At 64.5% G+C, this 15,327-nt stretch carries 14 protein-coding genes; all 14 read left to right on the forward strand.

Translation table 11 applies throughout. The annotated features are described in order from the left end of the window. Positions 1–159 precede the first annotated feature (159 nt). The 14 genes from QX124_RS07535 (at position 160) to QX124_RS07600 (ending at position 15,087) form a co-directional block, all read left to right on the forward strand. The gene (locus tag QX124_RS07535; RefSeq protein ID WP_315773401.1) at positions 160–3,300 is read left to right on the forward strand and encodes an efflux RND transporter permease subunit; all 3,141 of its coding nucleotides are present in this window, start codon (positions 160–162) and stop codon (positions 3,298–3,300) included. A 24-nt stretch (positions 3,301–3,324) separates the two neighbouring features. Beyond that, positions 3,325–3,933, forward strand: a complete 609-nt coding sequence (locus QX124_RS07540) for a TetR/AcrR family transcriptional regulator (RefSeq protein WP_315773451.1) — start codon at positions 3,325–3,327, stop codon at positions 3,931–3,933. A 123-nt stretch (positions 3,934–4,056) separates the two neighbouring features. Further along, positions 4,057–4,680 (forward strand): flavin reductase family protein, encoded by a 624-nt coding sequence (locus tag QX124_RS07545; protein WP_315796811.1) that lies wholly within the window; start codon positions 4,057–4,059, stop codon positions 4,678–4,680. A 51-nt stretch (positions 4,681–4,731) separates the two neighbouring features. Beyond that, positions 4,732–5,160, forward strand: a complete 429-nt coding sequence (locus QX124_RS07550) for an acyl-CoA thioesterase (protein ID WP_315773405.1) — start codon at positions 4,732–4,734, stop codon at positions 5,158–5,160. Between the two features lie 369 nt (positions 5,161–5,529). Beyond that, on the forward strand, positions 5,530–5,772 hold the full coding sequence (locus QX124_RS07555) for a hypothetical protein (RefSeq protein ID WP_315738400.1): 243 nt from the start codon (positions 5,530–5,532) through the stop codon (positions 5,770–5,772). A gap of 159 nt (positions 5,773–5,931) precedes the next feature. After that, positions 5,932–6,123, forward strand: coding sequence for a hypothetical protein (locus QX124_RS07560; RefSeq protein ID WP_315738399.1), 192 nt, complete (start codon positions 5,932–5,934; stop codon positions 6,121–6,123). A 158-nt stretch (positions 6,124–6,281) separates the two neighbouring features. After that, entirely contained in the window at positions 6,282–7,115 is an 834-nt protein-coding gene (locus QX124_RS07565; protein ID WP_315773407.1) for a DeoR/GlpR family DNA-binding transcription regulator, read from the forward strand. Positions 7,116–7,268: 153 nt separating this feature from the next. Next, positions 7,269–8,822 (forward strand): glycerol-3-phosphate dehydrogenase, encoded by a 1,554-nt coding sequence (glpD, locus tag QX124_RS07570; RefSeq protein WP_315738397.1) that lies wholly within the window; start codon positions 7,269–7,271, stop codon positions 8,820–8,822. Continuing rightward, positions 8,819–9,901: an ABC transporter ATP-binding protein gene (locus QX124_RS07575; RefSeq protein WP_315796812.1), complete on the forward strand. Its 1,083-nt coding sequence runs from the start codon at positions 8,819–8,821 to the stop codon at positions 9,899–9,901. Before glpD ends, QX124_RS07575 begins: the two co-directional genes overlap by 4 nt. Before the next feature lie 12 nt (positions 9,902–9,913). Beyond that, on the forward strand, positions 9,914–10,996 hold the full coding sequence (locus QX124_RS07580; RefSeq protein WP_315796813.1) for an ABC transporter ATP-binding protein: 1,083 nt from the start codon (positions 9,914–9,916) through the stop codon (positions 10,994–10,996). Positions 10,997–10,999: 3 nt separating this feature from the next. Continuing rightward, the gene (locus QX124_RS07585) at positions 11,000–11,902 is read left to right on the forward strand and encodes a sugar ABC transporter permease (protein WP_315796814.1); all 903 of its coding nucleotides are present in this window, start codon (positions 11,000–11,002) and stop codon (positions 11,900–11,902) included. Then, positions 11,902–12,708, forward strand: coding sequence for a carbohydrate ABC transporter permease (locus QX124_RS07590; RefSeq protein WP_315796815.1), 807 nt, complete (start codon positions 11,902–11,904; stop codon positions 12,706–12,708). The genes QX124_RS07585 and QX124_RS07590 overlap by 1 nt, the downstream gene beginning before the upstream one ends. Before the next feature lie 187 nt (positions 12,709–12,895). Beyond that, on the forward strand, positions 12,896–13,225 hold the full coding sequence (locus QX124_RS07595; RefSeq protein ID WP_315738392.1) for a DUF2160 domain-containing protein: 330 nt from the start codon (positions 12,896–12,898) through the stop codon (positions 13,223–13,225). A 119-nt stretch (positions 13,226–13,344) separates the two neighbouring features. After that, entirely contained in the window at positions 13,345–15,087 is a 1,743-nt protein-coding gene (locus QX124_RS07600; RefSeq protein WP_315738720.1) for an ABC transporter substrate-binding protein, read from the forward strand. Positions 15,088–15,327 lie beyond the last annotated feature (240 nt).

Here is a 15,327-nt window from a genome sequence, read left to right on the forward strand (position 1 = left end):
TGAAGCGACGGCGCGATCCAGACTGTTTTTTCTGCAGGCGGATTCTGGATTGCTTCCGCCGTCGCCCTTTGGGCTATGGCGGACAGGTCGCTTCTTTCGCAATGACGGTGACTAACAGCAACGGCTCGGACCAGTGATATCGAATCTCGGAGAGCACCCATGAAGCGGTTCAACCTGTCGGCCTGGGCGGTCAATCATCCGCCGCTGGTGCTGTTCCTGATCGTCGCGCTCGGCGTCGCCGGCTTCTTCTCCTATCAGAAGCTCGGCCGCGCCGAAGATCCGTTCTTCACCGTCAAGGTCGTCAACGTCTCGGTGATGTGGCCCGGCGCCACGGCGACTGAGATGCAGAGCCAGGTCGCCGACCCCATCGAGAAGAAGCTGCAGGAGCTGCCTTACTTCGAGAAGGTGCAGACCTATTCGAAGCCGGCCTTCACCGCGATGCAGGTGACCTTCCGCGATTCGACCCCGCCGGCCCAGGTGCCGCACCTGTTCTATCTGATCCGCAAGAAGCTCGACGACGTGCAGTCGTCGCTGCCGTCGGGCATCATCGGTCCGTTCGTCAATGACGAGTTCTCCGACGTCGATTCCATCCTGTTCATGATGACCGGCGACGGCGCCGACTATGCGCAGCTGAAGAAGACCGCCGAAGGCCTGCGCCAGCGCCTGCTGAAGGTCGCCGGCGTTACCAAGGTCAATCTCTACGGCACCCAGGACGAGCGCATCTATGTCGAGTTCAGCCATGCCAAGCTCGCCACCCTCGGCATCACGCCGCAGGCGCTGTTCGATTCGCTTGCCAAGCAGAACAATGTGACCCCGGCCGGCACGGTCGAGACCTCGTCGCAGCGCGTGCCGCTGCGCGTCACCGGCGCGCTCGACGGCGCCAAGGCGGTCGCGGAGACGCCGGTCGAAAGCAACGGACGCGTGTTCCGGCTCGGCGATATCGCCACCGTCAGCCACGGCTTCGTCGATCCGCCGAGCTTCAAGGTGCGGCAGGAGGGCAAGCCCGCGCTCGGCATCGGCGTCGTCACCGCCAAGGAGGCCAACATCCTGGAGCTCGGCAAGGAGGTGCACGCCGCCGCCGCGGATTTCATGAAGGCGGTGCCGCAGGGCATCGAGATCGAGCAGATCGCCGACCAGCCCAAGGTGGTCGAGCACGCCGTCAGCGAGTTCGTGCACTCGTTCGTCGAAGCGCTGGTGATCGTGCTGTTCGTGTCGTTCCTGGCGCTCGGCTGGCGCACCGGCATCGTCGTGGCATTGTCGGTGCCGCTGGTGCTCGGGCTCGTCTTCATCGTCATGAACATCATGGGGCTCAACCTGCATCGCATCTCGCTCGGAGCCCTCATCATCGCGCTCGGCCTCCTGGTGGACGATGCCATCATCGCGGTCGAGATGATGGTGGTGAAGATGGAGCAGGGCTGGGACCGGATGCGCGCCGCGTCCTTTGCCTGGGAATCCACCGCGTTCCCGATGCTGACCGGGACCCTGGTCACGGCCGCCGGCTTCCTGCCGATCGGCTTCGCCAATTCGGCCGTCGGCGAATATGCCGGCAGCATCTTCTGGATCGTCGCCATCGCGCTGGTCGCGTCCTGGTTCGTCGCCGTGATCTTCACGCCCTATATCGGTGTCAAGCTGCTGCCCGACATGAAGGCCCATCACGGCCATGACGAGCACGCGGTCTACGACACGCGCATGTATCGCGGCCTGCGCGCCATCGTGCGCTGGTGCGTCACGCATCGAATCACCACCGTTGCCGCGACGGTCGGCGTCTTCGCGGCATCGATCGTGGCCTTCGGCCATGTCCAGCAGCAGTTCTTTCCGCTGTCGGAGCGGCCCGAGCTGTTCTTGCAGCTGCGGCTGCCGGAGGGCACCGCCTTCAGCGTCACCGAGAAGGCGGCACGCAAGGCCGAAGCGCTCTTGAAGGACGACAAGGACATCGAGACCTACACCGCCTATGTCGGGCAGGGCTCGCCGCGCTTCTGGCTCGGTCTCAACCCGCAACTGCCGAACGAAGCCTTCGCCGAGATCGTGATCGTCGCCAAGGACGTCGCCGCGCGCGAGCGCATCAAGGCCAAGATCGAGACCGCGGCTGCGAATGGCGAGCTGAACGAAGCGCGCGTCCGGGTCGATCGCTTCAATTTCGGTCCGCCGGTCGGCTTCCCCGTCCAGTTCCGCATCATCGGCCCCGATGCGGCCAAGGTGCGCGAGATCGCCTACCAGGTGCGCGACGTCATGCGCCAGAACCCGAACGTCAGGGATCCGCAGCTCGACTGGAACGAGCAGTCGCCCTACCTCAAGCTGGTCGTCGACCAGGATCGTGCCCGCGCACTTGGCCTGACCCCGCAGGACGTGTCGCAATCGCTGGCGATGCTGATCTCCGGCGTGCAGGTCACGACCATCCGCGACGGCATCGAGAAGGTCGGCGTCGTCGCGCGTGCGGCGCCGTCCGAGCGGCTGGATCTCGCCCATGTCGGCGATCTCACCATCACCTCGAAGAACGGCATCGCGGTGCCGCTGCAGCAGATCGCCAGGATCGAGTATTCCCACGAGGAGCCGATCCTGTGGCGGCGCAACCGCGACATGGCGATCACCGTGCGCGCCGACGTGGCGGACGGGGTCCAGGCGCCCGATGTCACCAACCAGATCTCGCCGAAGCTACAGGACATCCGCAACCACCTCGAGCCCGCCTACCGGATCGAGGCCGGCGGCGCGTTCGAGGAATCCGCCAAGGGCAATGCCTCGATCTTCGTGCTGTTTCCGCTGATGGTCATCGTGATGCTGACCCTGCTGATGATCCAGCTGCAGAGCTTCTCGCGGCTGATCCTTGTGTTCCTGACCGCGCCGCTCGGCATTGTCGGTGCCTCACTCGGGCTCAATGTCGCCAACGCGCCGTTCGGCTTCGTGGCGCTGCTTGGCCTGATTGCGCTTGCCGGCATGATCATGCGCAACGCGGTGATCCTGGTCGATCAGATCGAGACCGACGTCGCCCATGGTCTGACCCGCAAGGACGCGATCATCGAGGCCACGGTGCGCCGCGCCCGGCCCGTGGTGCTCACCGCGCTGGCCGCGATCCTCGCCATGATCCCGCTGTCGCGCTCGGCGTTCTGGGGCCCGATGGCGATCACCATCATGGGCGGGTTGTTCGTTGCAACCTTTCTCACGCTGCTGTACTTGCCAGGATTGTATGCCCTATGGTTCCGCAAGAGCCTGGACGAGCGCGGAGCGAAGGACGCGGATCATTCCGCAACGCAGCACGTTGACGTGCCGAGGCCCGCGCTTCCTTTGGCCGAGGCCGCCGAATGAAGGACCAACAAGATCGCAGGCATGATGACCCTGGTTTCCGACCATATCGAATCCGATACGCACGAACGCATTCTCGTCGTTGCTGAGCGTCTGTTTCGACAGATCGGCTACCAGAAGACGACCGTCGCCGACATCGCCAAGGAGCTCCGCATGAGCCCGGCGAATGTCTACCGGTTCTTCGATTCCAAGAAGGCGATCCACCGGGGTGTCGCCCGCACGCTGATGGCGCAGGTCGAGGCGGCTGCCATCGCGATCGCGGAGCGGGCAGGGCCTGCGGCGCCGCGGCTGCGCGAGCTGCTCGGCACCATTCATCGCATGAACACCGAGCGCTATGTCGGCGACAACAAGCTGCACGAGATGGTCGCGGTGGCGATGGAGGAGAGCTGGGACGTCTGCGAGGCGCACATGCTGCTGATCACCGAGATCATCGGCCGCGTGATCGGGCAGGGCGCGGCCTCCGGCGAATTCGCCGTCACCGACCTGCCGCTGGCGGCAAAATGTGCGACGACCGCGATGATGCGCTTCTTCCATCCGCAGATGATCGCGCAATGCGCAACCAAGCCGGGCCCGACGGTCGACGAGATGATCGATTTCGTGCTGGCAGGGCTTGGTTCCAGGGGCGCTGCAAGCTAAGTTCGCCGTCATTCGAGCGAAGCGACCTGTCCGCCATAGCCCAAAGGGCGACGGCGGAAGCAATCCAGGGCGGCGTGTGCGGCTCTCGCTTGCGCTCCTCGCAATGACGGAAGGGACGGTCGCGTGACTGGACGGGATGTGCATTTCTACGAACCGAAGAACGGCCACGGCCTCCGCCACGATCCCTTCAATGCCATCGTCGCCCCCCGTCCGATCGGCTGGATCTCGTCGCGCGATCCGGACGGTCACGTCAATCTCGCCCCCTACAGCTTTTTCAACGCCTTCAACTACACCCCGCCGATCATCGGCTTCTCCTCGACGCAGTGGAAGGACTCGGTCGCCAACATCCAGGACACCGGCGAGTTCGTCTGGAACCTGGTGACGCGCGGCCTGGCCACGCAGATGAATGCGACCGCCGCGCATGTCGCGCGCGAGGTCGACGAGTTCAAGCTCGCGGGCGTCACGCCGGTGCCGTGCAAATTCGTCAACGTGCCGCGGGTCGGCGAAAGCCCCGTGGCGTTCGAGTGCAAAGTGACGCAGATCATTCAGCTGCAGGGCGCCGATGGTGCCAAGGCGCAGGCCTGGCTGACGCTCGGCGAGGTGGTCGGCGTGCATATCGACAAGACGCTGATCAAGGACGGGGTCTATCAGACTGCGCTGGCGCATCCGATCGTCCGCGCCGGCCGTCGCGGCGACTATTTCGAGATCATGCAGGAGGCGATGTTCGAAATGGCGAGGCCAGACTGACAGCCTTGCTCGACGCCTCTTGAACGCTCCCGCAATTGGAGACCATCCGACGTGACCGAAGCGACCGTCCATGCCGCGCTGTCCGCGCCGACCGAGCCCCGCGGCGATCTCTGCATCCGCACTCTGGCGATGCCGGCCGACACCAATGCCAATGGCGACATCTTCGGCGGCTGGCTGCTCAGCCAGATGGACGTCGGCGGCGGCGTGTACGCCGCCAAGGTCGCGAAGTCGCGCACGGTGACGGTCGCGATCGAGGCGATGAACTTTCGCAAGGCGGTCTATGTCGGCGATCTCGTTTCGGTCTATGCGCATCTCGTCCGCGTCGGCCGCACCTCGATGACGGTGCGTCTCGAAGCCTGGGTGCTGCGCCGGAAGGAGGAGCAGCCGATCCTCGTCACCGACGGCAACTTCACCTACGTCTCGATCGACGACGACGGCCGGCCGCAGCCGATCCGGCGCGACGGGGCGACCCCGGCCTGATCGCAATCTTGGTCTCCCGCCAAAATAACATCAGTTAATGCCCGGCATATGCCACTTGCTCGGCATAGGAACCGTGATCCGGCGGCGCGCGTTCATTCGAGCACGCGTTTGCGGCGTCTGTGCCGATCAATCTCGCGCGATGTAGGTCTTGTCCACAGGGCAGGCGTGTTTACGATATTTGCAAGTTCTGGTTGCTTGGAGGTGCGATGCCGCGTCTCTGCCTCATTGCGCGCTTCGAGTGGCGCATCGGACGGGCATCGAGGTTGGTAGTCCGCTTCCGATCAACAAGGCCAAAAGGGCCAGCCGGAAAAAAATGCCGGCACAGGGAAATGGCGGGGCGCGGTGCGCGAACAGGGTGGGAGGAAGTCCATGTCGGACGTCGACGAGAAACTGATCTTGCAGGTCCTGAAGAAGCTGCAGCAGCGGCTTCTCCACGCCGAGCGCAGGATTTGCGTCTACGAGAATCAGCTCAGTGCGTTTCGTGAAGATCAAGTCGAGGTGTTGAAGGATCTGCGCACCATCTATCAGTTGCTCGGTCAGCATCACGATCGCATCGGCGGGGCCGATGCGTCGCTGCGCAGGCCGACGCTCGTCCCGAATGATCCACGCTGATTCGGCCGTGTCGTGACGGCGAAGGCGCGTGCAGCGCAGCCAACATAACATCCACACAATTTCCTGTTGGCATGCAGATCGGATAGCCGGCGGCTCCAGGACCGGAACGTTCGTCATAGAGCCCTGTTATACGCCCGGAATGAACGACGGGATTTCGCAATGTCCGACACCTATATCATCGAGGTCAGCTCCCAGGCGGCGGGGATCGTCGTCCGCGATCGTGGCGGCTTCCGCTTCTTCGCGGCGTCCCACCGCTTCAATGCCCTCGAGGGCCAGGTGTTTCGCAATGCCCGCGAAGCCGAACGCGCCGCGCTTCGGCTCGTGACCGGCGAGCTGAGCGCAGCCGCCTGAGCGAGCTTGGCGCACGCGGCCGCCGGCGCACGTCAGCCGGACCGTGCCGCGCCGGACGTGCTCCGAGCCGGCGATTGCTGCGATGCGCCCAATGCTTCGCCGATTGACGCTTGACTCGATCAGCATCACCATGGTGCAGCTTGTCCTGAAAGCTTGCCATGGCCGTCCTTTCCCAACGCCAGACCGACATCCTTAACATCGCCCGCGCCTCCGGCCGCGTCATGGTGGAGGATCTCGCGCGCCGCTTCGAAGTCTCGGCCCAGACCATCCGCAAGGACCTCAATGATCTGTGCGAGCAGCGCGCGCTGACGCGCATCCATGGCGGCGCCATCATCGCCTCCGGCGTCGAGAATCTCGCCTACGAGGCGCGGCGCTTCGTCGCTGCCGACGAGAAGAAGGCGATCGGCGCGGTCGCCGCCGCGCGGATTCCGAACGGCTCCTCGCTCTTCATCAACATCGGCACCACGACGGAGGAGGTGGCGAGCGCGCTGTCGTCGCACCAGGACCTGCTCGTCATCACCAACAATCTCAACGTCGCGATGCTGCTCTATCCGCATCCGCGCATCGAGGTGATCGTGGCCGGCGGCACGGTGCGGCGCTCGGATGGCGGCGTGATCGGATCGACGGCGACGCAGCTGATCGGCCAATTCAAGGTCGACTACGCGATCATCGGCGCATCCGCGATCGACGAGGAGGGCGCGCTGCTCGACTTCGACTATCGCGAGGTGCAGGTCGCCCAGGCCATCATCGCCAATGCCCGCAGCGTGATGCTGGTCGCCGATTCCACCAAGCTTCATCGCAGCGCGCCGGTGCGCATCGCCCATCTCAGCCAGATCCAGACCTTCGTCACCGACCGGCCACTGCCGGACGGACTGGCCAGCCTCTGCCATAGCCGCGGCATCGAGGTGGTCTCGGCGATGCCCGCCGCCGACGCCGACGACGCCGCGGAGGCAACCGAAACGGCGGGGTCCGCCGTGCTCCGCCGCGCCTGACTTTCCGCCACTCTCGCAGGCTCCTTGATCCCAGTTTGGGCAGGTTTTGCCCAATCGCGGCCCAACATGCGAATTTCGATTTGCTTTCACTTTCGTTTGTGTTTAACTCGAAACCGAAAGTGAAATCGCCACAGTCAAGGCGATTGCCGGGGGATGCGTCTGTTGGAGCGGATCTACGACCTCGCCATTATCGGAGGCGGCGTGAACGGTTGCGGCATCGCGCGCGATGCGGCCGGACGCGGAAATTCCGTTTTCCTTTGTGAAATGAACGATCTGGCGAGCGGAACCTCGTCCTGGTCCACCAAGCTCGTGCATGGCGGCCTGCGCTACCTTGAATATTACGAGTTCCGGCTGGTTCGCGAGGCGCTGATCGAGCGCGAAATCCTGTGGCAGATCGCGCCCCACATCATCCGCCCGTTGCGTTTCGTGCTGCCGCATCATTCGGGCCTGCGCCCGGCCTGGCTGCTGCGCCTCGGCCTGTTCCTCTATGATCATCTCGGCGGCCGCAAGCTGCTGCCGCCGACGCGGTCGGTGAACCTGCGCAGCGACGAGGTCGGCCGCCCCTTGATCCCCGGGCGCTACAGCAAGGGCTTCGAATATTCCGACTGCTTCGTCGACGATGCGCGTCTGGTCGTGCTGACCGCGCGCGATGCCGTCGATCGCGGCGCCGTCATCCGCACCCGCACGCGCGCGATCGAAATCCGGCAGGATGGCAGCCATTGGCTGGTCACCACCGAGAACACGCAGACCGGCGAGCGCGAGACCATCAAGGCGCGCGCGCTGGTCAATGCCGCCGGTCCCTGGGTCGAGCAGGTGCTGGCGACCGGCGCCGGCGTCAATGCGAAAGCGAAAGTGCGGCTGGTGCAGGGGTCGCACATCGTGGTGCGCAAGCTCTATGACCACGACCGCGCCTACATCTTCCAGAACGCCGACGGCCGCATCATCTTCGCCATTCCCTATCAGCAGGATTTCACGCTGATCGGCACCACCGATCGCGACTATCAGGGCGATCCGGCCAAGGTGAAGGCGACCGACGAGGAGATCGCCTATCTCTGCGCCGCGCTCGGCGAATATCTCGCCAAGCCGGTGACGCCGGCCGACGTGGTGTGGAGCTATTCCGGCGTGCGTCCGCTCTATGACGATGGCGCCAGCGAGGCCAAGGCGGCGACCCGCGACTACGTGTTCGAGCTCGATACGCCCGGCGGCTTGCCGCTGCTGTCGATCTATGGCGGCAAGATCACCACCTACCGGCGCCTGTCGGAAGAGGCGCTGGAGCGTCTCGCGCCCTATGTGAAAGGTGGCAAGGCGGAGGAGGGGTGGACCGGCAAGGCGCCGCTGCCCGGCGGCGACATGAAGGTTTCGGCCGTTGCGCCGTTGATTGCGGATCTCCGCAAGACCTATCCGTTCCTGTCGGATGCACATGCGAAGCGGATCGCCCATGCCTATGGCACGCGGGCTGCGGCCATGCTCGCCGGTGCGACATCTTTGGCCGATCTCGGCCAGGATTTCGGTGGCACCTTGACGGAGCGTGAAGTCAGGTACCTGATGACGAACGAGTGGGCGTTGACGGCCGAGGACATCGTGTGGCGTCGATCGAAGCTGGGGTTGCGGATGTCGGCGGCTGAGATCGCCGCGCTCGATGCGTGGATCACGGCCAATCGCGAGCGCTCCGCCGTGCCGGCGCGTGAGGCGGGAGGGCGCGCATGAGCGTCACGCTCGATCACGTCTCCCGAATCGTCGACGGCGTGACCACCATTCGCGACGTCTCGCTGACTTTGCAGCGCGGCACGCTGAGCGTGCTGCTCGGGCCGACGCTGTCCGGCAAGACCTCGATCATGCGGCTGCTCGCCGGCCTCGACCGGCCGACCACGGGGCGGGTGCTGGTCGACGGCAAGGACGTCACCGGCGCCGACGTGCGGCAGCGCTCGGTCGCGATGGTCTATCAGCAGTTCATCAACTATCCCTCGCTCTCGGTCTATGAGAACATCGCCTCGCCGCTGCGCGTGCAAGGCAAGTCGCGCCAGGAGATCGAGAAGCGCGTGGCGGAAGCGGCCCGGCTGCTGCGGCTCGAGCCCTATCTGAAGCGCACGCCGCTGCAGCTCTCCGGCGGCCAGCAGCAGCGCACGGCGATTGCGCGCGCACTGGTGAAGGGTGCGGACCTCGTGCTGCTGGACGAGCCGCTCGCCAATCTCGACTACAAGCTGCGCGAGGAGCTGCGGACCGAGCTGCCGCGCATCTTCGAGGCATCCGGCGCAATCTTCGTCTATGCCACCACCGAGCCCTCGGAGGCGCTGCTGCTCGGCGGCCGCACCATCTGCATGTGGGAAGGGCAGGCGCTGCAGGCCGGCGACACCGCGGCCGTGTATCGCCGACCCGACACCTTACGTGTCGGCCAGGTATTCTCGGATCCGCCGATGAACACGGTCGAGATCCAGAAGCGCGGCGAGAGCGTGGAGTATGCCGGCGGGGTCAAGGCGCCGGCGGTCGGCCTCTATGCCGCTCTGCCGGACGGCGCCTATCGCGTCGGCTTTCGCCCGCATCAGCTCGGGCTTGGCAAAGGCGACGGCAGCCACGGCCGCCATGCCTTTCCCGCGACCGTCTCGGTCACCGAGATCACGGGATCGGAGAGCTTCGTGCATCTGACGCGCGACGGTATGAACTGGGTCGCGGTGCTGCACGGCGTCCATGAATACGAGCCCGGCGAGGTCCTCGACGCCGTGCTCGATCCTGCCAATGTGTTCGTGTTCGACGCCGGCGACCGTCTGGTCGCGGCGCCGGCGATCTGAGGGAGATGCCGCATGGCCCGCATTGACCTCGTCGATCTCGCCCACGCCTATAACGGTAACAGCGGCGATATCGAAAGCTACGCGCTGAAGCCGGTCACGATGACCTGGCGCCAGGGCGGCGCCTATGCGCTGCTCGGCCCGTCCGGCTGCGGAAAGACCACGCTGCTCAACCTGATCTCCGGCATCCTGACGCCCTCGCACGGCAAGATCCTGTTCGACGGCAAGGACATCACCAAAGCCTCGACCCGCGAACGCAACATCGCGCAGGTGTTCCAGTTTCCGGTCATCTACGACACGATGACGGTGGGCGAAAATCTTGCGTTTCCTCTGAAGAACCGCGGCGTGCCAAGGGCCGAGATCGACAAGCGCGTTGCAGAGATCGCGCGTCTGCTCGATCTCACACCGTACCTCAACCGCAAGGCCACGCGCTTGACCGCCGACGCCAAGCAGAAGATCTCGCTCGGCCGCGGCCTGGTGCGCTCCGACGTCGCCGCCGTCTTGTTCGACGAGCCGCTGACCGTGATCGATCCCGAGCTGAAATGGCAGCTGCGCTCCAAGCTGAAGGCGCTGCATCGCGAGCTCGACCTGACGATGATCTACGTCACCCACGATCAGACCGAGGCGCTGACCTTCGCCGACACCGTCGTCGTGATGCATGACGGCCGCGTCGTGCAGAGCGGCACGCCGGCCGAGCTGTTCGACAAACCCGCGCATACGTTCGTGGGCTATTTCATCGGCTCGCCCGGCATGAACATCCTCTCGGCCGAGGTGAAGGGACGTGAAGCCCGCATCGACGGTCACACCCTGACGCTGGCGCGCAGCTACGACGCGTTGCCGGCCGGAGCCAAGATCGAGATCGGCGTCCGTCCGGAATTCGTCGATGTCGCTCAGCCCGGACCCGGCCTGCTCGATGCCAATATCGAGCGCGTCGACGATCTCGGCCGCATCCGCTTCGCGCGCGTTCGTGTCGGCGACGTCAAGTTCGCCGCGCGACTGCCGGCCGGCTTCTCGCCGCAGGGCTCGGCGATCGGGCTGAAGTTCAATCCAGCCTATGTCCATGTCTATGCCGACAGCCGTCTCGTCGAGGGAGCCTGAGTGATGGACAAGACCATCAACAACAAGGCCTGGTTCCTGGTGCTGCCGGTGTTCCTGCTGGTGGCGTTCTCCGCCATCCTGCCGCTGATGACGGTGGTGAACTATTCGATGCAGGACACGTTCGGCAACAACCAGTTCTTCTGGAACGGTGTCGGCTGGTTCAAGGAGCTGCTCGATCCCTCGACCGATCTCGGCGGCCGCTTCCTCGCCTCGCTCGGGCGCAACCTGATCTTCTCGCTCGCAATTCTAGCCATCGAGGTGCCGCTCGGCATCGTCGTGGCGCTGTCGATGCCGCGGGGCGGATGGACCGTGGCCTTCTGCCTCGTCGTGCTGGCGCTGCCGCTCTTGATTCCGTGGAACGTGGTCGGCACCATCTGGCAGATTTTCGGCCGGCCCGACATCGGCCTGCTTGGCTATGCGTTGACGAGCGTAGGCATCGACTACAATTACGTGTCCAACGATCTCGATGCCTGGGCCACCGTCATCGTGATGGACGTGTGGCACTGGACCAGCCTGGTGGCGCTGCTGTGCTATGCCGGCCTGAAGTCGATCCCCGACGCCTATTATCAGGCTGCGCAGATCGACGGCGCCTCGCGCTGGGCGGTGTTTACCGCAATCCAGCTGCCAAAGATGCATCGCGTGCTGCTGATCGCCGTGCTGCTGCGCTTCATGGACAGCTTCATGATCTACACCGAGCCGTTCGTCGTCACCGGCGGCGGACCGGGCAATTCGACGACCTTCATCTCGATCGAGCTCGTCAAGATCGCGCTCGGCCAGTTCGACCTCGGCAAGGCGGCGGCGCTATCGCTGGTCTACAATCTGATCATCCTCGTCGTGTGCTGGGTGTTCTACACCATCATGACCAATGCCGGCGCCGAGCGCCGGCCGGTGAAGGGGGGCGCGTGATGAACACCATTCCGGGCCGTCGCATCATCATCTCGCTGTTCCTGGTCTTCCTGCTGTTGCCGATCTACTGGCTCGTCAACATGAGCTTCAAGACCAACAACGAGATCGTCACAACGATGACGCTCTGGCCGCATCAGCCGACGCTGGCCAACTACATGCGCATCTTCACCGACGAGAGCTGGTATTCCGGCTACATCAACTCGCTGAAATACGTGATCCTCAACACGGTGATCTCGATCCTCGTGGCGCTGCCGGCGGCCTATGCGTTCTCGCGCTACCGCTTCCTCGGCGACAAGCACCTGTTCTTTTGGCTGCTGTCGAACCGCATGGCGCCGGCCGCGGTCTACGCGCTGCCGTTCTTCAACCTCTATTCCGCGATCGGCCTGTTCGATACGCCCTGGGCGGTCGCGCTCGCGCATTGCATCTTCAACGTTCCGCTCGCGGTCTGGATCCTCGAGGGCTTCGTGTCCTCGGTCCCGCGTGAGATCGACGAGACCGCGTTCCTCGACGGCTATTCGTTCCCGCGCTTCTTCGTGAAGATCCTGGTGCCGCTGATCGCCAGCGGCATCGGCGTCGCCGCCTTCTTCTGCTTCATGTTCTCCTGGGTCGAGCTGCTGCTCGCGCGCACGCTGACATCGGTCTATGCCAAGCCGATCTCGGCGGTGATGACGCGCACGGTCTCGGCGTCCGGCATGGATTGGGGCCTGCTCGCGGCTGCCGGCGTGCTGACCATCATCCCGGGCGCGCTCGTCATCTGGTTCGTCCGCAACTACATTGCGCGCGGCTTCGCGCTGGGGCGGGTGTGATCATGCACACTTGTCGCCACGGCCTCCGTTCCGCCTCCCCCGCTTGCGGGGGAGGCCGCATCGCATCGCCAGATGCGATACGGGTGGGGGCATCTCTCCTCTTGGGCAGTCGGACTCGCGGCGCCCCCACCCCAACCCTCCCCCGCAAGCGGGGGAGGGGGTCCATTATCGCCGGGAGCTGATAGCCATGGACAGCATCGCATGGATGGCCTGGACTGCGCCGACGGCGATCTTCTTCGCCGCGCTGGCCTGCACCCTCGGCGTCATGACGCTACTCGCCGCGCGCTATCCCGAGGCCGAGCGCGTCGGCGTGCTGCGCATTCCGACCACGCGCGGCGACCGTCTGTTCATCTCGCTGATCTCGGCCGCCGTCATTCACCTCGTCTGGATCGGGCTTGTCGGCACCGACACGATCGCGACCCTGCCGGTCGGCGAGGACAGTTTTGAGGTTTCGAGCCTGTGGCTCGCGACCGCAATTTCGCTTGCATCCGCCGTTGCGATCTTTCGCACCGTCTGAGGCAGGCGAGGAAGGGCAGATCCGGGGGCAACCCGGACCTGGATACGTCGCTCAAGGAGGAAAGCATGCGACACTTGAAACCTAGGAAGCATCACCTGACCAAGGCAAGCTATCTCGCGATGACCAGCGCTGCCGCGCTGTTCGCCGCGACCATGACGCTGTCCGTGCCGGCGCTTGCCGACGACGCCACGATCCAGAAGTGGATCGACAGCGAATTCCAGCCCTCGACGCTCTCGAAAGAAGAGCAGCTGAAGGAGCTGCAGTGGCTGGCCAAGGCCGCCGAGCCCTTCAAGGGCATGGAGATCAACGTCGTCTCCGAGACCATCACCACGCATGAGTACGAAGCCAAGACGCTCGCCAAGGCGTTCAGCGAGATCACCGGCATCAAGCTCAAGCACGACATCATCCAGGAAGGTGACGTCGTCGAGAAGCTGCAGACCCAGATGCAGTCCGGCAAGAACGTCTATGACGGCTGGATCAACGACTCCGACCTGATCGGCACCCACTTCCGCTACGGCCAGACCATCGCGCTGTCGGACTACATGAAGGGCGAGGGCAAGGACGTCACCGACCCCTATCTCGACGTCAACGACTTCATCGGCAAGTCGTTCACGACCGCTCCGGACGGCAAGCTCTATCAGCTGCCCGACCAGCAGTTCGCGAACCTGTATTGGTTCCGCTACGACTGGTTTACCAATCCGGACTACAAGGCCAAGTTCAAGGCCAAGTATGGCTACGACCTCGGCGTGCCCGTGAACTGGTCGGCCTATGAGGACATCGCCGAGTTCTTCACCAACGACATCAAGGAGATCAACGGCGTCAAGGTCTATGGCCACATGGACTATGGCAAGAAGGATCCCTCGCTCGGCTGGCGCTTCACCGACGCCTGGCTGTCGATGGCCGGCAACGGCGACAAGGGCATCCCGAACGGCCTGCCGGTCGACGAATGGGGCATCCGCATGGAAGGCTGCCGTCCGGTCGGCTCCTCGGTCGAGCGCGGTGGCGACACCAACGGCCCGGCGGCGGTCTACTCGATCACCAAATATCTCGACTGGATGAAGAAGTACGCGCCGCCGCAGGCGCAGGGCATGACCTTCTCCGAGGCCGGCCCGGTGCCCGCGCAGGGCAACGTCGCCCAGCAGATCTTCTGGTACACCGCCTTCACCGCCGACATGGTGAAGCCGGGTCTGCCGGTCGTGAACGCTGACGGCACGCCGAAGTGGCGCATGGCTCCGTCGCCGCACGGCGCCTACTGGAAGGAAGGCATGAAGCTCGGCTATCAGGACGCGGGCTCGCTCACGCTGCTGAAGTCGACCCCGCCGGATCGCCGCAAGGCCGCCTGGCTGTACCTGCAGTTCATCGTCTCCAAGACGGTCAGCTTGAAGAAGAGCCATGTCGGTCTCACCTTCATCCGTGAATCCGACATCTGGGACAAGTCGTTCACCGAGCGTGCGCCGAAGCTCGGCGGCCTCGTCGAGTTCTACCGCTCGCCCGCGCGCGTGCAGTGGACCCCGACCGGCAACAACGTGCCCGACTATCCGAAGCTGGCGCAACTGTGGTGGCAGAACATCGGCGATGCGTCGTCCGGTGCGAAGACGCCGCAGGCCGCGATGGATGCGCTCGCAGCCGCCCAGGACTCCGTCCTCGAGCGTCTCGAGAAATCCAAGGTCCAGGGCGAATGCGGTCCGAAGCTGAACAAGAAGGAATCGGCCGAGTTCTGGTTCAACAAGTCGGCCAAGGACGGCAACATCGCTCCGCAGCGCAAGCTCGCGAACGAGAAGCCGAAGGGCGAGACGATCGACTACGACACCCTGATCAAGTCGTGGCCGGCGACCCCGCCGAAGCGCGCAGAGGCGAAGTGAGCCCACGCTCTGAAGTCGTCGTCCGGCTCGACCGGCAATCCCATCACGAAGGCCGGGAGCAATCCCGGCCTTTTCTTTTGGCCCAGAGGTGAGGGGCTTCCCGTTCCATTCGGGAATTATTCCCGGGTCGCATAGGACAACTTCCACACAGCAAGTGCCTTGAAGCCGGTGGGGACAGGCGGCACTCTTTGACGATCGGGATTGTCGCGATCTTCGCCGTGACTTTGCCCCAACGACACG

It is taken from the genome of Bradyrhizobium sp. SZCCHNRI3043 (assembly GCF_032377735.1).
Classification (GTDB): domain Bacteria; phylum Pseudomonadota; class Alphaproteobacteria; order Rhizobiales; family Xanthobacteraceae; genus Bradyrhizobium.